At 70.4% G+C, this 20,843-nt stretch carries 17 protein-coding genes; 13 read left to right on the top strand and 4 right to left on the bottom strand.

What is annotated here, in order from left to right:
- The first annotated feature begins 109 nt into the window (after window positions 1–109).
- Window positions 110–2,164: an MMPL family transporter gene (locus LR393_RS02555; RefSeq protein WP_231481327.1), complete on the top strand. Its 2,055-nt coding sequence runs from the start codon at window positions 110–112 to the stop codon at window positions 2,162–2,164.
- Window positions 2,161–2,289, top strand: a complete 129-nt coding sequence (locus LR393_RS34900; RefSeq protein WP_269326471.1) for a hypothetical protein — start codon at window positions 2,161–2,163, stop codon at window positions 2,287–2,289. Before LR393_RS02555 ends, LR393_RS34900 begins: the two co-directional genes overlap by 4 nt.
- 7 nt (window positions 2,290–2,296) lie before the next feature.
- Here the strand turns inward: LR393_RS34900 and LR393_RS02550 are convergent, their stop codons facing one another.
- On the bottom strand, window positions 2,297–2,782 hold the full coding sequence (locus tag LR393_RS02550; protein ID WP_231481326.1) for a DinB family protein: 486 nt from the start codon (window positions 2,780–2,782) through the stop codon (window positions 2,297–2,299).
- A 145-nt stretch (window positions 2,783–2,927) separates the two neighbouring features.
- Here LR393_RS02550 and LR393_RS02545 point away from each other — a divergent pair, with 145 nt between their 5' ends.
- Genes LR393_RS02545 through LR393_RS02530 form a run of 4 tightly spaced genes read left to right on the top strand, consistent with a single transcriptional unit; the run spans window position 2,928 to window position 10,341 of the window.
- Complete coding sequence (locus LR393_RS02545) at window positions 2,928–4,673, top strand: ATP-binding protein (protein WP_231481325.1); 1,746 nt, start codon at window positions 2,928–2,930, stop codon at window positions 4,671–4,673.
- 30 nt (window positions 4,674–4,703) lie between these two features.
- Entirely contained in the window at window positions 4,704–5,891 is a 1,188-nt protein-coding gene (locus LR393_RS02540) for an exonuclease SbcCD subunit D (RefSeq protein ID WP_231481324.1), read from the top strand.
- Window positions 5,888–9,328 carry an AAA family ATPase gene (locus LR393_RS02535; RefSeq protein WP_231481323.1) on the top strand — a complete coding sequence of 1,147 codons (3,441 nt, stop codon included), beginning with the start codon at window positions 5,888–5,890 and terminating at the stop codon, window positions 9,326–9,328. Before LR393_RS02540 ends, LR393_RS02535 begins: the two co-directional genes overlap by 4 nt.
- A complete protein-coding gene (locus tag LR393_RS02530; protein WP_231481322.1) occupies window positions 9,325–10,341 on the top strand; it encodes a hypothetical protein in 1,017 nt (338 codons plus the stop codon). Before LR393_RS02535 ends, LR393_RS02530 begins: the two co-directional genes overlap by 4 nt.
- An 84-nt stretch (window positions 10,342–10,425) precedes the next feature.
- On the opposite strand, the gene LR393_RS02525 is transcribed toward LR393_RS02530, so the two are convergent.
- Window positions 10,426–11,046, bottom strand: a complete 621-nt coding sequence (locus LR393_RS02525; protein WP_231481321.1) for a TetR/AcrR family transcriptional regulator — start codon at window positions 11,044–11,046, stop codon at window positions 10,426–10,428.
- A gap of 128 nt (window positions 11,047–11,174) precedes the next feature.
- Between LR393_RS02525 and LR393_RS02520 the strand changes: the two genes are divergently transcribed.
- Window positions 11,175–13,433: an MMPL family transporter gene (locus LR393_RS02520; protein WP_231481320.1), complete on the top strand. Its 2,259-nt coding sequence runs from the start codon at window positions 11,175–11,177 to the stop codon at window positions 13,431–13,433.
- A 51-nt stretch (window positions 13,434–13,484) separates the two neighbouring features.
- Here LR393_RS02520 and LR393_RS36115 read toward each other — a convergent pair whose 3' ends face one another.
- The gene (locus LR393_RS36115) at window positions 13,485–15,266 is read right to left on the bottom strand and encodes a sensor histidine kinase (RefSeq protein WP_231481319.1); all 1,782 of its coding nucleotides are present in this window, start codon (window positions 15,264–15,266) and stop codon (window positions 13,485–13,487) included.
- A gap of 152 nt (window positions 15,267–15,418) precedes the next feature.
- Between LR393_RS36115 and LR393_RS02510 the strand changes: the two genes are divergently transcribed.
- The 3 genes from LR393_RS02510 to LR393_RS34890 are packed head-to-tail and all read left to right on the top strand — an operon-like array spanning window position 15,419 to window position 17,436.
- Window positions 15,419–16,810, top strand: a complete 1,392-nt coding sequence (locus LR393_RS02510) for a purine-cytosine permease family protein (protein ID WP_231481318.1) — start codon at window positions 15,419–15,421, stop codon at window positions 16,808–16,810.
- A 22-nt stretch (window positions 16,811–16,832) separates the two neighbouring features.
- Entirely contained in the window at window positions 16,833–17,297 is a 465-nt protein-coding gene (locus LR393_RS02505) for a nucleoside deaminase (protein WP_231481317.1), read from the top strand.
- A 4-nt stretch (window positions 17,298–17,301) separates the two neighbouring features.
- A complete protein-coding gene (locus LR393_RS34890; protein ID WP_269326470.1) occupies window positions 17,302–17,436 on the top strand; it encodes a hypothetical protein in 135 nt (44 codons plus the stop codon).
- A gap of 15 nt (window positions 17,437–17,451) precedes the next feature.
- On the opposite strand, the gene LR393_RS02500 is transcribed toward LR393_RS34890, so the two are convergent.
- Window positions 17,452–18,096, bottom strand: coding sequence for an NUDIX domain-containing protein (locus tag LR393_RS02500; RefSeq protein ID WP_231481316.1), 645 nt, complete (start codon window positions 18,094–18,096; stop codon window positions 17,452–17,454).
- 138 nt (window positions 18,097–18,234) lie between these two features.
- Between LR393_RS02500 and LR393_RS02495 the strand changes: the two genes are divergently transcribed.
- From LR393_RS02495 to LR393_RS02485, 3 genes are all read left to right on the top strand, one after another.
- A complete protein-coding gene (locus tag LR393_RS02495; protein ID WP_231481315.1) occupies window positions 18,235–19,281 on the top strand; it encodes an XRE family transcriptional regulator in 1,047 nt (348 codons plus the stop codon).
- Window positions 19,282–19,323: 42 nt separating this feature from the next.
- A complete protein-coding gene (locus tag LR393_RS02490; RefSeq protein WP_231481314.1) occupies window positions 19,324–19,860 on the top strand; it encodes a hypothetical protein in 537 nt (178 codons plus the stop codon).
- A gap of 77 nt (window positions 19,861–19,937) precedes the next feature.
- On the top strand, window positions 19,938–20,786 hold the full coding sequence (locus LR393_RS02485) for a calcium-binding protein (RefSeq protein ID WP_231481313.1): 849 nt from the start codon (window positions 19,938–19,940) through the stop codon (window positions 20,784–20,786).
- Window positions 20,787–20,843: the final 57 nt, after the last annotated feature.

Here is a 20,843-nt window from a genome sequence, read left to right as displayed (position 1 = left end):
TTCGGCACCCGCACGGTCCTCGGCGGGCGACGCCGGGTCGGTATGGGTAACGTGCCCCGTGGTGAGTACGTGATCTTGGCCAGTCCCTGACGCTGCCGGAGGAATGCCCATGACTGCCCTCTCCCGCCTGGTGATCGCCGGACGCTGGTGGGTGGTGGCCTTGTGGATCGTGCTGGCCGCGCTCGGGGGGTTCGCGGCGCCGCGGGCCACGCAGCGGCTGACCTTCGACTTCGGGCTTCCGGGGCAGCCGGGGTACGAGGCCAACGTGGACATCCTGAAGACGTTCGGGTCCGGGGGGATCGGGGCTCCGGTGTTGCTCGTGGTGGGTGACGGATCGAGTGAGGTACCGGCGGCCGAACCGATCGCCCAGGCGGTGGCGAAGGCGGCGCCGGGAGCGCGGATCGCGACCTACGCCGATCAGAGCGACCTGCTGGCGGACGACGGCAGAACCGGTGTCGTACTGGTCTATCCGATCCCGATCGCCTCGGACCAGCCCTACGCCTCGGCGCTGGCGCAGTTGCGGCCGGCCGCGGAGGAACTCACCCGGGAACTGGGCACACCCGTGGTGGTGACCGGCCGGGACGCGCTCAATTTCGCGGAGGGCGACACCGGCGGCAACCCGCTCGCCGAGACCCTGGCCGGCGGGATCGGGGCCGCGATCGTGCTGGCCCTGGTGTTCGGGTCGTTCCTGGCCCTGATGCCGCTCGTCATCGCCGCCGCCTCGATCCTGACGACCTTCCTGATCCTCTGGGGACTGACCGGACTCACCGACGTGAGTTTCGTCGTCCAATATCTTCTCGCCCTCATCGGTCTGGGCGTCGCGATCGACTACGCCCTGCTGCTCGTGACCCGCTGGCGGGAGGAGACGGGGAACGGATCCACCCCGGAAGAGGCTGTGCGCACGGCCATGTCGACGGCCGGGCGGTCAATCCTGTTCTCCGGCATCACGGTGGCCGTCAGCCTGGCCGCTCTCATCGCCGTTCCGGTGCCCTTCATCCGCAGCGTCGGATACACCGGCCTGCTCATCCCGGTGCTCAGCGTCGCGGCGTCGCTCACCCTGCTGCCCGCACTGCTGCTGATCCTGGGCCGGCGCCTGAGCTGGCCGCACCGGCGCACCACCGATCCGGAGAGCCGACTGTGGCGCGGCGTGGGCCGTTTCGTGGTGCGGCACCGCTGGGTCGCGGCGACCGCGGCCGCCGCGGTCCTGATCATCCTGGCCGTGCCGAGTTTCGGGCTGCGGCTCGGTCAGGCCACCAACGACGCGCTCGCCGCCGGGTCCGGCCCGGCCGCCACGGCCGTCCGCAGCCTCGACGGCAACGGTCCGGGGGCCGGGCTCTCCGCACCGGTCGAGATCCTGACCGACACACCGTCCGAGGTGGTCGAGAAGATCAGGACAGTGGACGGGGTGGGCGGCGTGGCCGCGCCCGGACAGTGGCGCTCGGGTGCCGGTGAGTCGGTGGTGGACGTCTGGACCCAGGACGACGCCAGCTCCTCGTCCGGTGCCGCGGTGGCCGCCGAGATCCGCACGGTCGCCGAGGATCTCGGGGCCCGGGTGGGCGGTATCCCGGCGCAGGACGCGGACTTCATCCACACCGTGTACGGCAGCGCCTGGTGGATCCTCATCGCCATCGTCGTGGTCACGTTCGTGCTGCTGGCCGTGGCCCTGCGCTCGATCGCGCTGCCCGCCAAGGCCCTGCTGCTGAACGTCGTCTCGCTGGGCGCCGCGTTCGGCATCACCGTGTGGATCTGGCAGGGCGGCCACGGCACCGAACTGCTCTTCGACCGTCAGCCCTCGGGCGCGGTGACGGTCTGGATCCCCATCGCCATCTTCGCCTTCCTCTTCGGCCTGTCCATGGACTACGAGGTCTTCCTGCTCTCCCGCATCAAGGAGGAGCACGACGCCGGCCACACCACCGACGAGGCCACCGTGCACGGTGTCGCCCGCACCGGGCGCCTCGTCACCAGCGCCGCCCTGATCCTGTTCCTGGCCTTCGTCTCCCTCAGCCAGATCCCCACCGCCGACGTGAAGATCCTCGCCACCGGCCTGGCCCTGGGCATCATCATCGACGCCACGATCGTGCGGGGTGTCCTGGCCCCGGCGCTGGTCGCCGCGCTCGGCCCCGTCAACTGGTGGTGGCCGTGGGGCCCGAAGGAGAAACCTTGACCGTCCAGGTCAGACCGGCCACCGCTGCCGATGCCGAGGCCATCACCGAGGTCCATCTCGTCTCCCGGGCGGTGACGATGCCCTACCCGCCGCGCCGGCACAGCGACGAGGAAACGCCGGCCTGAACCGCCGTCAGAGCACCAGCCAGCGGCGACCGTCGAGCAGTTCCCTCGCCGCATCGAGATGTCCGGCGTGACAGGCAGTCTCCGTGATCACGTGCAGCATCGTCTCGTGCAGGTCGCGGTGCCGCATCGGGAAGTAGCCCGGCCACCAGGCGGGCGGCCGGTCGAGCGCGGTTCGGGTGATGATCTCGTTCGCGAGAGCGATGTGGGTTCGGTAGTCGTCCAGAACAGTGGACGATTCAACCCTCGCCGGCACCTGCCAGTAGTCCGGGTCGTCGTCGGACCCCTGCGCCTCTTTCACCCCGGCGACCACGCCCTGGAACCAGAAGCGCTCCACGTCGTGGGTCAGGTGGCTCACCAGACCCAGGCACGACCAGCCGGAGGGCAGGGCGGGCCTTCGGAGGTCTTCGTCCGGCAGTCCTTCCAGGATTCCCAGCACATGTTCGCGCTGAGAATTCAGGGACGACAGCAGACTCTCCACCTGCGGCGATGTCATGCGCCTCATCGTATCGGCCCGAAATGCACCTTTTGAAGACCGCGTTCCCGGTGAGTCCGGGGCGATCTTGTCGGTGGTCTTCCCTAGTCTCTTTTCGACAGACAGAGCAACGCACGCACGACCTGACGGAACGAGGGATGCACCAGTGAGCGACGCGGTCGGGTTGGTGGTCGGCACCGAAGACTCCACGCCCCTGAAGTTCCACGTCGCGGTCGCCCCCGACGCCTACCTCCAGCTGGACGACGTGGTCGTCACCCAGCGCCTGATCCCCGGGGTCGGGCCGGTGATGACGTCGGGCATCGTCACCGAGGTGCGCTCGCGTCACGAGGGCGCCAGCTTCGGCTCCGACGTCTTCCTCATCGCCGACGGCGTGCTCCCGGCCCAGGTGCAGGAAATCGCCGAGATCACCACCACCCGGGTCGACCCCGAGGTCTACGTGCCGCCCCGCCCGGGTGAGCCGGTCCGCCGGGCGCAGGGCGAGGAACGGGCCCGGGCCCTGTATTTCGACCAGATGGACAAGAAGGTTCCGGTCGGGCTGGGGCGCGACGGTCAGCCGGTGTACCTGAACCTGGAGTTCCTCAACGGTGTGCGCGGTGCCCACGTCTCGATCAGCGGCATCTCCGGTGTCGCCACGAAGACCAGTTTCGCGCTGTGGCTGATGCACTCGATCTTCCGCTCCGGTGTGCTCGGGGGCGGCGGCCGTAACTCCAAGGCGCTGGTGTTCAGCGTCAAGGGCGAAGACCTGCTGTTCCTCGACAAGACCAACGTGCGCCTGGACGACGACCTGCGCGCCGACTACGCCGGGCTGGGCCTGCCCGCCGTGCCGTTCGAGTCGGTGGGGTTCTTCGCTCCCCCGACCCCGCAAGACCCCACGGGCCGTCCCCACGTCACCGGTCGCACCAGCGGCGTCTGCGCCTTCTGGTGGACCCTGGCCGAGTTCTGCGCCGACGGCCTGCTGCCGTACGTGTTCGCCGACGTCGAGGACGAGCGCAACCAGTACACGATGGTCGTGCACAACGTCGCCACCCGCCTGAAGTTCGAGGCCCAGGCGGCCGGGGTCGACGGCGCGGTGACCATCGAGGGCAAGACCGTCCGCACCTACGAGGCCCTGGTCGACTTCGTCGTGGAGAAGCTCAGCGACGACAGCACGCGCGGCACCTGGGCCGGGCCGGCCATCGGGCAGGGCACTGCGAACGCCTTCATCCGGCGGCTCATCTCGTCGGTGCGGCCGTTGCGCGAGATCCTGCGGGGAGACCTGCAGAAGTCCGACGAGCGCGTCGTGTCCACCGAGGGCCAGCAGATCACCGTGGTCGACCTGCACAACCTGCAGGAACGGGGGCAGCGGTTCGTGGTGGGCGTGGTACTGGCCGCCGAGACCCGGCGCAAGGAGGCCTCCGGCACCGGCAGTCTGCTGTTCACGATGATCGATGAGCTGAACAAGTACGCACCCCGGGAGGGCAACAGCCCGATCAAAGACACGCTGCTCGACATCGCCGAGCGCGGGCGGTCTCTCGGCATCATCCTGATCGGTGCCCAGCAGACCGCCAGCGAGGTGGAGCGGCGCATCATCAGCAACAGCAGTATTAAAGTGGTGGGCCGGCTCGACCCGGCCGAGGCCAGCCGTCCGGAGTACGGCTTCCTGCCACCCTCGCAACGGCAGCGGGCCACCCTGGCCAAACCCGGCACCATGTTCGTCACCCAGCCGGAGATCCCGGTGCCGCTGGCCGTGGAGTTCCCGTTCCCGGCCTGGGCCACCCGGTTGTCCGAGTGCATCCCGGGAGATCTGGTAGCACTGCCGGCCCCCGCGAGCGGTGGCACGAGCACCGCCCCGGCCCCCAGCGTCTTCACCCGCCTTCCTCCCACTTTCGAAGACGACGAACCCCCCTTCTGATCCTGCTCTTTCGTAAGGAGTCGAGCCGCCGTGAAGTTCCTGCACACGTCCGACTGGCACGTCGGGAAGCAGCTCAAGGGCCGTGACCGGCTCGACGAGCAGAAGGCGGTGCTGCGCGAGATCGTCGAGGTGGCGCGCACCCACGAGGTGGACGCCGTACTGGTCTCGGGCGACCTGTACGAGAACGCGGTACCGGGCGCGAGTGCGCAGCAGCTCGTGGTGCACACGCTGATGTCTTTGCGTGACCTGGGGTGCGAGGTCATCGCTCTGGCCGGGAACCACGATCATCCGGGTAGTTTCGACGCCTACCGGCCACTGATGGGCCGGGCCGGCATCACGCTGCTGGGCAACATCCGGCGCCCCGGATCGGGCGGCGTGGTGAAGTTCAAGGCCCGGTCCGACGGGCAGGACACCTCCGTGGCCCTGCTGCCGTTCCTGTCGCAGCGGTACGCGGTGCGAGCCGCCCATCTGATGACGCAGACGCCCGCGGAGAGCTCCGGCGCCTACGACCAGATGGTGCGCGAGATCCTGGGTGCCCTGTGCGGCGAGTTCCACGACGACACGGTGAATCTCGCGATGGCGCACCTGACCATGACCAACGGGGCGTTCGGCGGCGGTGAGCGGATGGCCCAGTCCATCTTCGAGTACTCGGTACCGGCCACCGTGTTCCCGGCCGAGTGCAGCTACGCCGCGCTGGGCCACCTGCACCGGCGGCAGACCCTGCCCGCGGCCTGCCCGGTGGTGTACAGCGGCGCTCCCCTCGCCGTGGACTTCGGCGAGCAGGACAACCCGTCGGTGGTCTGCATCGTCGAGGCCACGGCGTCGACCCCGGCCAAGATCACCGACGTGCCGATCACCTCGGCCCGCCGGCTGCGCACGGTGAACGGCACGGTGGCCGAACTGGAGGCGATGGCCGACGACCTCGGTGACGACTATCTGCGGGTGCTGGTGCGGGAACCGGCCCGGGCCGGGCTGCGCGAGGCGGTCAGCGACGTGCTGCCGAACGCGCTGGAGGTCCGCATCGACCCGGAGTTCACCGGCTCGGCCGAACGTTCCGCCCGGCACCGCGACCGCACCACGGGCAGCCCGCAGGAGCTGTTCGAGCGGTACATGGAACAGTCGGGGGCGAAGGACGATGCGGTGTCCAGGCTGTTCGCGCAGCTGAGTGACGAAGTGACGGCCTCCGACGCGGCCGATCGCACGGAGATGCCGGCATGAGGCCGGTCCTGCTGGAGATGGAGGGCTTCGCCTCGTTCCGGGAGCGGGCCCTGGTCGACTTCGAGGAGGCCGACTACTTCGCGATCGTCGGGCCCACCGGTTCGGGCAAGTCGACGATCGTGGACGCGATGACGTTCGCGTTGTTCGGGTCGGCGCCCCGGTGGGGGCGCAAGAACGCGGTCAGCATGGCGCTGTCGCCGCACGGCAACCGGGCGGTGGTGCGGCTGGTGTTCGAGCTGGCCGGGCACCGGTACGTGGTGGCGCGCGAGGTGCGGCGCACGGGCGCCTCGATCAGCGCCCGGAACCAGCGTCTGGAACGGCTCCCCTCGCTGGAGAGCCGGGGCGACCCGGACGAGAACACGGTGTCGATCGCCGCCGACAGCAAGGTCACCGAGGCCGTCGAGAAGCTGCTGGGCCTGACGTTCGAGCAGTTCCGGCAGTGTGTGGTGCTTCCGCAGAACGCCTTTGCCGAATTCCTGCACTCCACGCCGAAAGACCGGCAGGAGATCCTGCTGCGGCTGATCGGGGCCGAGCACTACGAGCTGATCCGGGGCGAGGCCAACCAGCGGGCCCAGTCGGCCCGCGACCGGGTGGAGCACCTGGACCGGCAGCTGGGCGAGCTCGGTGACGCCACGGCCGAGGCCGAGACCACCGCGGCCGCCCGGGAGCAGCGGGTCTCCGGGCTGGTCGACCAGGTCCGGGCGGTGCTCCCGGGGCTGGCCGCGGCCCAGAACGCTCTGGCCGAGGCACTGCGAACGCAGGACCGGCTCGGGCTCGAACGAGACCGGCTGGCCGCGATCGTCGTGCCCGACGGGGTGTCGCAGATCGACCGCGCGGTGTCCGAGGCGTCGGCCGCCGCCTCCACCGCGAGTGCGGCCCAGTCGGTGGCCGAGGCGGCGGACACGGCTGCCCGGGAACAGCTCTCGGCGGCTCCCGCCCGCGGTCCGCTGGAGCGGGCGGTGAAAGACCGCACCGAGCTGGGCGCCCTCACCGTGGAACGGCCCTCCCTGACCGGGGCCGAGGCCGAGGCCCGCGAGCAGCACAAGGCGGCCGGGCATCAGGTGACGGCGGCGGAGCTGCGGTACCTACAGGCTCAGACTTCTTCCGAACGGGCTGCGCGCACGGCCGACGAGGCGGGGCGCCGGGTGAGCGATCTGGAGGCCCAGTACCAGCTGCTGACGCGGCCGTACCCGCCGGCGGGCCTGGACGAGCTGGACCGTGACCTGACGAGTGCCGGTACCGCTCTGGACTCGGCGACGGCCGAGCTGGCCGAGGCGGAGAAGGCCGACGAGACGGCGACGGCCGCGGTCGAGGCCGGTCCTCCGCGGGTGCCGCTGGAGCGGGCCAAGGTCACGCTGGAAGAGCTCGCAGCGCTCGGTGAGCGGCTGGCCGGGCTCGAGGCTGACGACGAGAAGGCCCGGGCGGCGGCGCAGAAGGCCTCCGCCGCGGTGGACCAGGGCGTCGTGGCCGTGCGTGAGACCCGGCAGCGGCGCGACGAGGTGCAGTTGCGGCACGCGGCCTCGACCTTGCGCGGGCATCTGGTGGCCGGCGAAGACTGCCCGGTCTGCGCGCAGAACGTGGCCGTGGTGCCCGGGGCCGTCTCTTCGTCCCCCGCGAACCTGGACCGTACCGCTACCGAAGGGGGCGACTCATCCGCCCGCACGGGTGCCGCCCCGGTCGGGCCGAGCGCTGCCGGAGTCGCGGCGGGCACGGGCGGTCACCCGGGTCTCGCGGCGGCGGACGCCGAACTCGCGGCTGCCGATGCGCTCATCGCCACGGCCGAGGGTGCGCTCGAGAAGGCGCGGGCGCGCTGGAACACGGCGGCGCGGGCGGAGAGTTCGGCGCAGTCACAGGTGGAGTCGGCCAGGCGCCGGATGGAGGAGTTGCGGGTCAACGTGCCCCGGGCGTGTCCCGACCTCCCGACCGCGGAGCGGCTGCTGGGTGAGCTGGAGGCGCTCGAGGCCCGGCAGCGTGAGTCCGGCCGGCTGGTGCGGCAGGCGCGGGCCCGGGCCGACGGGGCGCGTCGGCAGGCGGAGCAGCTGGCCGCGGCCCAGGCCCGGATCCGGGGTGAGCTGGGGCGGGCGCGGGATCCGCTGGTGGGCCTGGGAGCTCCGGCGGTCGAGGATCTTTCGCTGGTCGAGGCCTGGCACCAGCTGATCGGCTGGGCTTCGGAGCGGGCCGGGATGCTGGCCACGGAGATCACCGCGGGCCGGCACGATCTGGAGCGGGCCGAGGCCGAACGGCAGAGCACCGGCAAGGAGCTGGAGGCGGGCGAGGCCGAGCTGCGGAAGGCGCGGGCGGCCGAGTCGGACGGGCTGGCCCGGGCCGAGCGGGCCCGTGAGCGGGTGCGACAGGCCGAGCAGCGCATCGCCCGGCTGACGGCCGATCTCGCGGACGCGCCCGCGGAAGATGCTGCACGGGAGCAGATCCGGCAGATCGATGCCCTGGAGGAGGCGGCCCGGCAGACGGACGGCGCGCTGCGCTCGGCCCGGCAGGGCCGTGAACAGGCCCAGCGGAAGCTGCGGGATCTCGACGGCCGGCTCAGCGAGGGCTGGGCGGGGCTGCGGCGCACCCGTGACGAGGTGGTGCAGCTGGGGGCTCCGGAGCTGACGTCCGAGGGGTTGCTGGAGGGGTGGACCGGCCTGACGGCCTGGAGCTCCGCGGCGGCGGCCGCCCGGGATCGCGAGCTGACCGGTGCCCGCGAGGCCACCGGCCACCGGCGGGAGGAGGCCGGGGCCCTGAGAGGTGAGCTGATGGGCGTCCTCCAGCAGCACGAGATCCCGGTGACGGGCGAGGATCTGGCGACCACCGCACCGGCCGCCGTGGCCGGCGCGCACGCCGAGGCCCGCGCGGCGCTGGACCGGATCCGCGAGCGGCGGGCGCAGGCCGCGACCGTGGTGGGCGAGCGGGAGACGCAGGAGCAGAACGCGCACGTCGCGAAGATGCTCGGTGACCTGCTGCGCACCGACAAGTTCCCGCGCTGGCTGGCCACGGCGGCGCTGGAGAGCCTGGTGATCGAGGCGTCGGACACGCTGCTGCGCCTGTCCAACGGGCAGTTCGACCTCGACCACGACGACAAGGGTGACCTGGTGGTGGTGGACCACACCGACGCCGACGCCCGGCGTTCGGTGAAGACCCTGTCCGGCGGGGAGACGTTCCAGGCCAGCCTGGCGATGGCCCTGGCCCTGTCGTCGCAGATGTCGCAGCTCTCCAGCGCGGGTGGTGCGCGCCTCGACTCCATCTTCCTGGACGAGGGTTTCGGCACGCTCGACCCCGACACGCTGGAGACAGTGGCGGGCACGCTGGAGAACCTGGCGCGGGGCGAGCGGATGGTCGGCGTGATCACGCACGTGCCGGCGCTGGCCGACCGGGTGCCCGTGCGCTTCAACGTGCGGCGTGATGCTCAGACCTCGAGGGTGGAGAGGCAGAACCTGTGACGATCACCGTCCCCATGACCTATTCGGTCGAGGCGTGGGACCCCAGCTACGGCACGACCTTCGCCACCGAGGAGCAGGACGGGCTGGCCGGTTCGGAGGCCGAGCTCGAGGTGGACATCGAGGTCCCGGCCGACCGGTGGCGGGCGGTCTCCCCGCGACCGGGTGTGAAGCATCCGCAGACCGTGCTCTTCGTGGACGGGGTGCGGCGGGTGGACGCCCGGATCTGGATCAGTCAGCCCGAACGGGTGGACGACCTGGACGACGGGGTCGCTCTCGGTCTCTGCGCGTCGTACGCCTCCGGAGTGACGTTGTGCCAGCACACCGCGGCCGGGAACACCGCCCGGGTCGTGGGCAGCCAGATCCGGCGGGGACTGTTCACCACGGCGGTCACTGCCTCGACCATCGACGCCCCCGGTGGGAACTACCACGCGCACATCACCGACGCCGACCCGGCCACCCCTCTGCCGCAGCTGCTGTCGGCCGAGCTGCAGCAGCGCCTGGCCGATCTCGAGGTGGTGACGGCCGTGGCGGCCCGCGACCAGCTCGCCCCCTCACAGCAGGAGGGTGACCTGCTGGTGGTCGACGGTCCGTTGCGCGGCCGGCAACATCTCCCCCGTACCCTCGGCTACATCAAGACCCACCACAGCCGGTACCTGGAGGTGGAACAGAACCGGCTCGTCGCGCAGCTCGAACCCGGGCAGCGCACACCGGTCTTCCGGATGGGCACGAACTGGAAACGGTTTTCCTGGTACCTGCGCCTGCCCTACCGCGAGGGAGCGCCCTGGGCCGGGATCGTACGGGTGGAGTGCAGCGCCGACCTGGCCGCGGCCGAGGCCGTCGAGCTGGCGTATCTGAGCCAGGCCGTGCTGGTGCGGTACGCGAGCAGCGAGATCAAGGATCCGCGGGCGCCGCAGAACCTCTACCCGATCGCGGGTCTGGAGAAGGAGTTGCGCCGCCGGCTGGGCAACCCGCAGATCCTGCACCGCTCACTGCGCACGCGGCGTCCGCGGTGAGTGAGGGGGTCCCGGCCGGTCGCGGCCCGGATCTCTACGGTGTGTACCGCCGCTGGTGGGTGAAGGGCATCGCGGCGGACGAGGTCAGGTCGCTGCCGTGAGCACGGGCACGGCCGGGGGCTCGGCCGACATCTGGGAGGTCACCGAGGCGAACACGTCGCGGACGTACTGCTCGGCCACGGCGCTGTCGTCACCGGGCACGTTCCAGGTGAGCTCGGCGATGTACTCCAGCATGGCCGCGGCGAGCCGGGCCGTCATCACGCAGTAGACGTCGTCGGGCGCGCGGCCCAGGCGCTCGGCGATAGCGCCCTCCAGGAGCACGCGTTCCTTGACGAACTCCTCCAGCAGGCGCATGCGGGGGCCGGGCGTGCTCTCCACCACGGAGTTGATGCGCCGCAGACGTTCGCGGTCACCGCGGGGCTCGACGAAGAGCTCGAGCATGGTCTGACCCAGGGCCACGTCGATGGGCTCGTCGGCGGGCCGGTTCCGCAGGCGCTCGGCCAGTTTTCCGCGGAAGGCGAGGGGCTCGATGATCAGCAGGTCTTTGGTGGGGAAGTACCGGTAGAGCGTGGAGGTACCGATCCCGGCGGCCTCGGCGACGTCTTCCATCTTGGTCGTCTCGTACCCGCGCTCGAGGAACAAGGACAGCGCGGTGTCGATGATCATCTCGCGAGTGCGCGCGGCATTCCGCTCCCTGAGCCCCATGACGCGCACAATAACAGCGGGGGTCATCTTGGTAGTGACTTTCACTTCGGGCTACTGTGCCGATCGGGCAGTCACTGCTGACTGCGTAGTGACCTTTTCCCCCGCTTCCCCCGAAAGGTTGCGCCTTTATGGCATGGCATCTGTTCCGGCTGGGTAGGTGGTCGTTCGTCCACCGCCGGATCGTCACGGCCGTGTGGCTCGCGCTCCTGGTCCTCATGGGCGCAGGCACGGCCACCCTCGCAGGCCAGACGAACGACAACTTCTCGCTGCCCGGGCTGGAGTCGACCGACGCGTTCGCCCTCATCGAGCAGCGCAGCCCCGCCACCAACGCCGAGGCCGCCACGGCCCGCCTGGTGTTCGAGGCCCCGCAGGGCCAGACCCTCGACACGGACGCGAACCAGAAGGTCATCTCCGAGTCGCTGGCCGCGGCCTCGACCGACCACGTGCAGCGGACCGAGGGCGTCGACCCGCTGAGCACGGTGACGTACTCGAAGAACCAGAAGGTCGGTCTCGCCACCCTCTCGTACACCGTCACCGCGGTCGACGTGACCGAGGCGGACAAGGACGCCCTGGAGAAGGCCAAGGAGGTCGCCCAGGACGCCGGTCTCACGGCTGCCTTCGGCGGTGACGCCGTGGCCGCCGAGGCAGCCGCCCCGACCGGCGAGATCGTCGGTGTGGCCGTGGCTCTCGTGGTGCTGCTGGTGACCTTCGGGTCGTTGATCGCGGCCGGGATGCCGTTGCTGACGGCCATCATCGGCGTCGGTATCGGCGCGGCGGGCATCACCACGCTGACCGGTTTCGTGGAGCTCAGCTCGGTCACGCCCGCCCTCGGCTCGATGCTGGGCCTGGCGGTCGGGATCGACTACGCGCTCTTCATCATGAGCCGCTACCAGCACGAGGTGCGCACCGGACGATCACTGGCGGACGCAGCCGGAAGTGCCGTCGGCACGGCCGGTTCCGCCGTCATCTTCGCCGGGCTCACCGTCATCATCGCGCTGGTCGGCCTCAGCATCACCGGCATCACGTTCCTCACCCAGATGGGGATCGCGGCCGGGGTCATGGTCGCGATCGCCGTGCTCATCGCCCTCACCCTGCTGCCCGCCCTGCTCGGGTTCGCCGGTCAGAGGGTGCTCAAGGGCGGCATCAAGTTCCTCAAGCAGCGTGACCCCGAAGACGACGGCGTGCGCACCAACGGCCGCCGCTGGGTCGAGGGCGTCAGCCGGTACAAGTGGCCCGCGCTGGTGCTCGGTGTCGCGCTGGCCGCCGTGATCTCCATCCCCGTCACCCAGATGGAGCTGGCGATCCCGGACGAGTCCACCGCCCCGGCCGGCAGTGACAGCAACATCGCTTACAACCTGATCGCCGAGAACTTCGGCGCCGGGGCGAACGGCCCGCTGACCGTCATCGTCGACACGGCCGGCGCGAGCGACCCGGTCGGCGCGGCCAACCAGGCCCTCACCACGCTCCAGGGTATTTCGGCCGATGTGGTCAGCGTGGGTCTGTCGGGTGTGCCGGCGGGTACTCCGGACGCCGCGGTGCAGAGCGCGTTGTCGCAGCAGCTCCAGGCCGTGAACTTCGCGAGCATCACGGTGATCCCGAAGAGCGGACCGGCCGACTCGTCCACCAAGGAACTGGTCGGCACGATCCGGGACGACCTGGCGTCCCTGCCGGGTGACACCGGGGCCCGGGCCATGGTCACCGGCCAGACCGCCGTCGGCGTGGACATCTCGCAGAAGCTGACCGATGTATTCCCGCTCTACCTCGCGGTGGTCGTGGGTCTGGCGTTCATCCTGCTGGTGCTGGTGTTCCGCTCGATCCTGGTGCCGCTCAAGGCCGCCCTGGGCTTCCTGCTCTCGGTCGGGGTCGCGCTGGGTTCCACGGTGGCGGTGTTCCAGTGGGGCTGGCTGAACAACCTGATCGGCCTGGACGTCACCACCCCGGTCGTGTTCATCCTGCCGCTGCTACTCACCGGCGTGCTCTTCGGCCTGGCCATGGACTACGAGGTCTTCCTCGTCACCCGCATGCGCGAGGCCTACGTGCACGGCACCCAGGCCCGGCAGGCCGTGATCGAGGGCTTCTCCCACAGCGCCCGCGTGGTGGTGGCGGCCGCGATCATCATGTTCGGCGTGTTCGCGGGCTTCGCCCTCGGCGACGACGTCATGATCAAGACCATCGGCTTCGGTCTGGCCGTAGGCGTCATCGCCGACGCCTTCCTGGTACGCATGCTCATCGTCCCCGCCGTGATGGCCATCGTGGGCAAGAGCATCTGGTGGCTGCCGACCTGGCTCGACCGCGCACTGCCCAACCTCGACATCGAGGGTGAGGCCCTGCTCGAGAAGCTCGGTCCGCCGCCGGGGCACCGCGAGACGGTCTCCGCCGGTCAGTAAGAGCTCACATGATGGACGACGGCGGGCTCCGGCCCGCCGCCGTTCGTCGTCTCAGACCCCCGGTACCGCGGCGACCATCAACGAGCCACCGTGCCCGAGCGCGGAGAACATCACGTCGCCGCCGAGAGCGCGCACCTGATCGATCATCCCCGGCAGCTCCGCCCCCAGACGCAACTGGGCCGGGCGGGCGTCATCGTCTTCGATCTCGATGATGAGCACCCCCTCCGACTCGTGCCCCCGGATCTCCAGATGCACCTGCCGGCCCGTCGGCTCCCGCGCCGCCGTCAGCACCGCGCAGATCAGGGTGTAGGCGGTCTCCTCGGTGGCCGCCGGGAACCGCACACTCGGCAGGGCCACGCCGACCGGCCCCGGCTGCCGCTGGGCGACCGCCTCGACCGCCGCGCCCAGACCGGCCTGGCTGAGCAGGGCCGGGTGAATACCGCGGGCCAGGTCGCGCAGCTCGTCCAGGGCCCGGGAGATCTCCTGGCTGATCCCCTTCAGCCGTTCCCGCGAGGTCTTTGTGAGATCGTTCGAGTCCGACGCCGCCAGAAACAGTTTCAGGGCCAGCAGCCGCTGCTGGGCGCCGTCGTGCAGATCGCGCTCGATGCGCCGCCGTTCGGCCGCGCCCGCCCGCACCGCCTGCATCCGGTTCGAGCGCACCTGGCTGAGCCGGCCCAGCACCGCCGCCTGGAGCTGGGCGTTCTCCAGGGCCAGGCCGCTCGCGGCCACCGCGTTGGCGACGACGTTGGGATGCCGGCGCAGGGCCGGGTCGGTGTCGATGACCGCCAGAGCGGCACCGGAGGCCGACGCGACCGGTAACAACAGGCGTCCCTCATCGGTCGGGGTGTTGCCGTCGGGGGCGCCCGTCGTGTCGACGTAGGTGTTGAGCTCGGGGGCCCAGTACCGCACGTGCAGCGATTCGTCGAGCAGGGCCTCGCGCAGGGCGTTCTCCACGGCCTCCGGGGTCGGGTGACGCTGCACCAGCCGGATCAGGGCCAGCACCGCCTGGTCGGCCAGCCGCCGTCGCACCACACTGGCCAGGAAGGCCATCGGGACCAGGGCGAACAAGGTGGCCTGCAGGGCGAACGTGTAGTCCTTCCAGTCGCCGTGCACCTCGAGCAACTGGGCCACGGGCACGCTGACCGCGGCCAGCGTGGTGGCCGGGGCGGCCAGGGCCATCGGGGTCAGGAGTTGCCGGTCCAGGCCCCGCATCCGCCGGATCCGGACCGTCCAGAGCACCGTGAACAGCACCGCGAGCACCAGCTGCCCGGCGCTGGCGACCTGGATGACCGCGTCGTTCAGACCCCGGTCGGCGTACAGCGTGACCCACCAGGTGCCCGGGTCGTAGTCTTTCCACTCCGGGCGCATGGTGAGGTCTTGCGCGAGGATGCCCCCGACCAGCACAATCGCCAGCGCAGCGGCGAAAACCTTTTCGGTGCGGTTCATCAGCGCCGGATCGGGATAGCGGAACATGGCCCACACCGCGAGCGACAGCGCGAGGAAGCTGGACAGGCCCGAGAGCAACGGCAGCGGCCCGAAGGCCCACTCCTCGCTCCAGCCCAGCGCCCAGAGCAATGCCGACGCGATCAGCAGCACAGCGGTGCGCCGGTGACCGGGCTCTTCCCAGAGGATCACCCCGGCGCACGTGAGCATCGCCCCGAACAGCAGGCTGCCGAAGGCGACGACCGGGTACTCCCGCCAGAGCGGGCCCATGAACACCGCACCCAGCAGCGAGAGCACCAGTGTCATCGCGAAAGTACGCGACCACTGCCGCGTGCCCGAAGCCGGCACGGACGGCGATGGCGCGGTCACGACCAGCGACGCCGAACTCACCACCACACACTGAACCCCGGCATGAACCGGGACAAGAGGGAAACCACCCGGCCGCCGGTCCCCTCACCGCTCTGGAAGCCGCAACACAATTTTTACGCGCGCACACGCGTCCTCCGCTGTTGCTTTTCACCGACCCGGCGCATCGTTGCCCCATGACGGCGCAGACGAACACCGACTCGTCGGACCTCACGCAGTACGGCGACAGCATCACGGCCGTCGAACCTGGCGGTGTCGAGCGGGTGCCGGAGTCCGCGCGGCACGGCACGCCCCTCCAGCTGCTCTGGACCTGGGCCTCCCCCAACCTCGAGTTCGCGACCATCTACGTCGGCATCATCGCGGTGCTGTTCTTCGGTCTGTCCCTGCCGATGGCCGTGCTGGCCGTCACGCTCGGCAACGCCACCGGCGCGATCACCCACGGCGTGCTCTCGTCCTGGGGCCCCCGGGCCGGGGTCCCTCAGATGATTCTCTCCCGGAGTGCTTTCGGCTTCCGGGGCAACGTGCTGCCGGCCGGCCTGAACGCGGTGATGGCCGGGATCGGCTGGTTCGCCGTCAACAGTGTCAGCGGTGCCCTCGCGCTCAGCGCCCTGACCGACCTGTCGGCCAAGGTGTCGCTGGTGATCATCGTGCTGGCCGAGCTCGTGGTGGGGTTCTTCGGGCACAACCTGGTGCACGCCTTCGAGCGCGTGGCCTTCCCGCTGCTGGTGATCGTTTTCACCCTGGGCGCGATCAGCGTGTTCGGCCAGGCCGACCTCGGCGCTCCCGGGAACGGGCCGGGGTTCGGCGGTTTCACGCTGGCCTTCAGCGCGGCCTTCGGATACGCGGCGGGCTGGAACCCCTACGCCAGCGACTACACGCGCTACCTGCCCACCTCGACCAGCCGCCGGAAGACCGCGCTGTACGCGGGCGGGGGCAACTTCGTCTCGTGCACCCTGCTGATGACGGTCGGGGCGGCGGCCGCGAGCGCGGGCACCATCGGCAACGACAACCCGGTGGGCGACCTGACGGGCATGATGCCCGGCTGGATCGGCAACCTGGTGCTGCTCGGGATCGCGCTGGGCGCGGTGTCGGCGAACGCGCTGAACGTGTACTCGGCGGCGGTGTCGTTCCTGGCCATGGGCATCTCGCTGCCGCTGAGCCTGCGCCGGGCGATCGTGGCGCTGGGGTTCGGCGCGGTGGGTTTCGTGCTGGCCTGGAACGGCCTGGCCGACGCCGGGCACAAGTACGAGGCGTTCCTGCTGGTCATCGCCTACTGGATCGCGCCCTGGCTGGGCGTGGTGCTGACCGACCGGTGGCTGCGGCGGGGTGCGGCGCTCGACGGCATCATCGAGGACCCCTCCTACGTGAACCTCGCCGGGCCGGTCGCGATGCTGGTCGCCATGGTGGTGTCGGTGTGGTTGTTCTGCAACCAGGAGAAGTACGTGGGGCCGCTGGCCTCGGCCTCGGTCGGCGATCTGACCCCGGTGGTCGGATTCGGGCTGGCGGTGGGGTTTTACGCGGGCTTGTTCCAGCTGCTGAAGCCGGCCCGACCGACGTCTTTGCCGTGATCACGAAAGGGGAAGGAGGGGCATGACCGCGTCACCACCGCTGCCGCCGCCGGCTGACATGCTTGCCGTCGCCGTCGAAGAGGCCCGGGCCGGGCTGGCCGAAGGGGGGATCCCGATCGGGGCCGCGCTCTTCGCCGCCGACGGCGTACTGCTGGGCCGGGGGCACAACCGGCGAGTTCAGGACGATGACCCCTCGGTGCACGCAGAGACCGATGCTTTCCGGAAAGCCGGACGGCAGCGCAGTTATCGCGGCACGACCATGGTGACGACGCTGTCGCCGTGCTGGTACTGCTCCGGGCTGGTGCGGCAGTTCGGCATATCGAACCTGGTGATCGGGGAGAGCCGGACCTTCACCGGAGGGCACGACTGGCTGGCCGAACTGGGCGTGGGGGTGACGATTCTCGACGACGAGACCTGCGTGTCGCTGCTCGGGGGCTTCGTCACGGCCCGGCCGGACCTGTGGCACGAGGACATCGGAGAGGACTGAGCACGTGACATCGTCGGTACCCGTTCTGGATCTGGGTGTCTGGTACGAGGGCGCGCCCACAGAACGCGGGGCGCCGGCCCGGCGTCTCGACGAGGCGCTCGGCTCGGTCGGGTTGCTCGACGCCGTCACCGTGGGGTGACGCCCGGCGGGCGGATCAGCGCCGCACGCCGAACCGCTCGGCCGTGCGATTACTGCGGTGGTCGTCGCGGCGGCGGAACACGAACCGCCGCCGGATCCGCTGGCCGAACTCGAAAGTTGCTGCGGCCGGGTCGAAATCCGGCAGGGGTCCAGGCACCAGCAGCGGGTCGGTAAGGTCGATCACCGGCTCCCCGACCACAGAATTGGGGACGCCTACAGCGGCGGTCTCGTCGACGTCCACCATTGGTCTCACTGTCGCCATGGTGGCCGCGACGGCGATCGACGCCGTGGTGACCAGATGACGCACCGGCTGACGCAGGGGCAGACCGTCGAGCGTGGCCGCGTCGACCCAGCGCGGCGTGTAGCGGTTGTTCCGGTTCTCGTGCTTGGCCTCCGGGCCGGACATGACGAGCCGGGTCTCCTCGGGCACGACGGCGAGGAAGTAGGCCTGCCCCTCGTGATCGGGCAGGCGGCCGGCCAGGGTGATGCGCAGGCCCAGCTCCTCCTGGATCTCCCGCAGCGCGGCCTGCTCGGGTGACTCCCCCGGCTCCAGGCGACCTCCGGGCACGCTGAGGAAGCGGTGCCCGCGCACGTAGCGCTCGATCATGGCCACGCGCCCGCTGGGGGCGAGCGTCACCACCCGGGCCCGGCGAATCTTCATCGGTCGGTCATCCCTCTTCGTCCGCAACAGGCCGCCCACCCTGCCATCGTGCCCCGGCCCCGGCCAAGCGCCAACCGGGACGGGCGCACCATCGTTCCGGTCGTTGCGAAAATCGCAACGATGGCTTACGGTCGAAGCATGCCGAATACGTCCGAGAGAGTGCGCGAACTCATCGCGGCATCGGGCCTGACCCACCGGGCCTACGCCGACCAGATCGGCCTCGACACCACCAAGCTGTCCAAATCTCTGCGCGGTGGGCGGCGTTTCACCTCCCTCGAACTGGCCCGCATCTCCGAACTGTCCAACGTCACGGTCGACTGGCTGATCACCGGCACCGGCCTCGAGATCACCGTGGCCGCGCGGTCGAACGGCGGCAGTGCGGCCACCGCGGTGCACGAGGCCCAGCGCCTCAGTTCGCTGCGGTCCGACATGACCTTCCTCGGCCTCGGCCAGCCCTGGCAACCCCTGCCGCGGGAGCAGAACGTCCGGCGGATGGCCGAAGCCGCACGGGCGCGGGTGGAAGAGGCCGGCCATTCCCCGGCGGAACCCGATCTGGCTACGGTGATCGAGGCCAGTTTCGGGGTCGACGTGGCGATCAGCTCCCTGGGAACGGGTTTCGACGGGCTCTCGGTGTCCAGCGACGAGGTGAAGCTCATCCTGGTCTCGACCTCCCAGATTCCGGCCCGCCAGCGGTTCACCCTCGCCCACGAACTCGGGCACCTCCTGGCCGGCGACGACCAGCAACTGCACATCGACGAGAACATCTACGCCGGCTCGTACCGCCTCGACCCGAGCGAGCAGGGTGCCAACGCGTTCGCGGCGGCCTTCCTCATGCCCGAGCACCAGTTGCGAGCGGCCACACCGACCACCTACGCGGCGCTCGCCGACGAGCTCCTGGTCTCCCCCGCCGGCCTGGCCGTACGCCTGCGCGAGCTCCAGCTGGCCGACGACGAGACCTGCGAGCGCCTTCGACAGCTCACCGGAGCGCAGGCCGCGCAGACAGCCGGGCGCAGCGAACATTTCGCCGCGCGGGTGGCCGTGGCGAGCAGCGTTCGCCCACCAGGCCTGCTCCTGCGCGACACCTATCAGGCGTACGAGTCCGGCGAGGCCACCCTGAGACCGTACGCGGCGCTGATCGGGGCCGATGTGGATCAGCTGCACGAGTCGCTCGAGGCGCAGGAGTAGAGCGAGTTGGCCCGGCGCCCCGATCTACCGCAACCGCCCTGCGTGTTTCCCGACAACACTGTTCTCTGCAATTTCGCCGCGGTCAGCCGGCTGGACGTGCTGGAAGCCGTTCTCCACGGGCGGGGCCGTTGGACGGAGGCTGTCGCTGACGAGGCCCAGCGGTCGAGTCGCGTCCTGCCCGAGCTCGCGCTGATACCGCTCCGGGGCTGGCTGGATGATCCGGTGGAGCTGTCCGGACGGCGGGAGGTCGCGACGGTCGAGCGCATCCGGCGGGCGGTATTCGGCGGTAGCAGCGCACAGCCGCTCGCCCATCTGGGTGAGGCGCAGACCTGTTACCTGATCAAGCATCGGGCGGAGTTCCGCGGCTCCTGGTGGATCTCGGACGACCGCGAGGCCGTGCGGTACGCCCGCCGCCAGCAGATCATCACGTACGAGACGATCGACCTGGCCGCGACGGCCGTCTCCAAGGGCGTCCTGACCAGCGATGAAGCCTTCGCGCTACTGCACGACACGGCCGCGAAGGGTCGTCATCCGCGGCTGCCCTCATCACCGCACGAGCTTCTCCGGCCGAATCCGTGAAGAACATCTGCCCCGCCCGCCGTAGTGGCGTAACGTGCCAGCGACAGCACCGAGAGTAGTCATTCTGGAGGCATGCCATGGCCCTGCACATCACCCGGCACATCACCCGGCGCGGTGTGGTGGGCACCGCGTCCGCGGTCCTTCTCGTGGCGACCGCCGGCACCGCTCAGGCCGCGCCCGGCCCCGCCACCGCGAGCGTCAACGCGCACGGCTGGAAGCTGACCTACCAGGCCTCGAAGGGACAGAGCAACAAGGTCGTGGCCTCGGTGGCCTGGAACGACGAGCGCACGAAACTGGTCTATCTGATCGATGATTCGGTCAAGGTGAAGATCGGCAGGGGCTGCTCGTACCCGATCGACGACGACCACACCAGCATCCGCTGCGAGGTCGAGCCCGTCGACAGCCAGGACCCGTACGGCAGCCTGGGCATGAACCTGCGCGACAAGAACGACTCGGTCGAGTTCCACAACAACACCACGCAGGTCTACTACTTCAACGAGTTCTGGCTGGGCGACGGCAAGGACACCTTCGACAGCAGCCACTCCGCCACCAACGACGGCAGCTTCGTCTGGGGCCAGAACGGCGACGACCAGATCACCACCGGTTCGGTCGCCACCGTGCAGGGCGGCAACGGTGCAGACACCATCACCACCACCGGCAGCTACAGCGATGTCGACGGTGGCAGCGGCAACGACACGATCCTGGCCGGCGTGGGCTCCCAGTTCCTGCGCGGCGGGGCGGGCGACGACGTGGTGCGCGGGGGCGGCGGTAAAGACACGCTCTACGGCGGCCCGGGCAACGACAAGCTGTACGGCGAGGCGGGTGCGGACTCGCTCTACGGCAACAGCGGCAACGACCTGCTCGACGGCGGGCCGGGCACGGACAAGTTCAGCGGTGGGCCGGGGCAGGACACGCTGCGCCCCTGAAAGGCGTACCGCCTGTCACCCCGTGGATTTCGCAGGTCGACGGGCCCGGGTGGACAG

It is taken from the genome of Kineosporia mesophila, assembly GCF_021129235.1.
Classification (GTDB): domain Bacteria; phylum Actinomycetota; class Actinomycetes; order Actinomycetales; family Kineosporiaceae; genus Kineosporia; species Kineosporia mesophila.
This window is presented reverse-complemented; position numbering and strand designations above follow the sequence as displayed.

What these genes read in the sequence shown, in the direction of transcription:
- LR393_RS02550 (WP_231481326.1), bottom strand. Translation starts at nt 2,782, where the DNA reads ATGACATCGCCGCAGGTGGAGAGTCTGCTGTCGTCCCTGAATTCTCAG.
- LR393_RS02525 (WP_231481321.1), bottom strand. Translation starts at nt 11,046, where the DNA reads ATGGGGCTCAGGGAGCGGAATGCCGCGCGCACTCGCGAGATGATCATC.
- LR393_RS02520 (WP_231481320.1), top strand. Translation starts at nt 11,175, where the DNA reads ATGGCATGGCATCTGTTCCGGCTGGGTAGGTGGTCGTTCGTCCACCGC.
- LR393_RS02495 (WP_231481315.1), top strand. Translation starts at nt 18,235, where the DNA reads ATGCCGAATACGTCCGAGAGAGTGCGCGAACTCATCGCGGCATCGGGC.
- LR393_RS02510 (WP_231481318.1), top strand. Translation starts at nt 15,419, where the DNA reads ATGACGGCGCAGACGAACACCGACTCGTCGGACCTCACGCAGTACGGC.
- LR393_RS02485 (WP_231481313.1), top strand. Translation starts at nt 19,938, where the DNA reads ATGGCCCTGCACATCACCCGGCACATCACCCGGCGCGGTGTGGTGGGC.
- LR393_RS02505 (WP_231481317.1), top strand. Translation starts at nt 16,833, where the DNA reads ATGACCGCGTCACCACCGCTGCCGCCGCCGGCTGACATGCTTGCCGTC.
- LR393_RS02535 (WP_231481323.1), top strand. Translation starts at nt 5,888, where the DNA reads ATGAGGCCGGTCCTGCTGGAGATGGAGGGCTTCGCCTCGTTCCGGGAG.
- LR393_RS02500 (WP_231481316.1), bottom strand. Translation starts at nt 18,096, where the DNA reads ATGAAGATTCGCCGGGCCCGGGTGGTGACGCTCGCCCCCAGCGGGCGC.
- LR393_RS02555 (WP_231481327.1), top strand. Translation starts at nt 110, where the DNA reads ATGACTGCCCTCTCCCGCCTGGTGATCGCCGGACGCTGGTGGGTGGTG.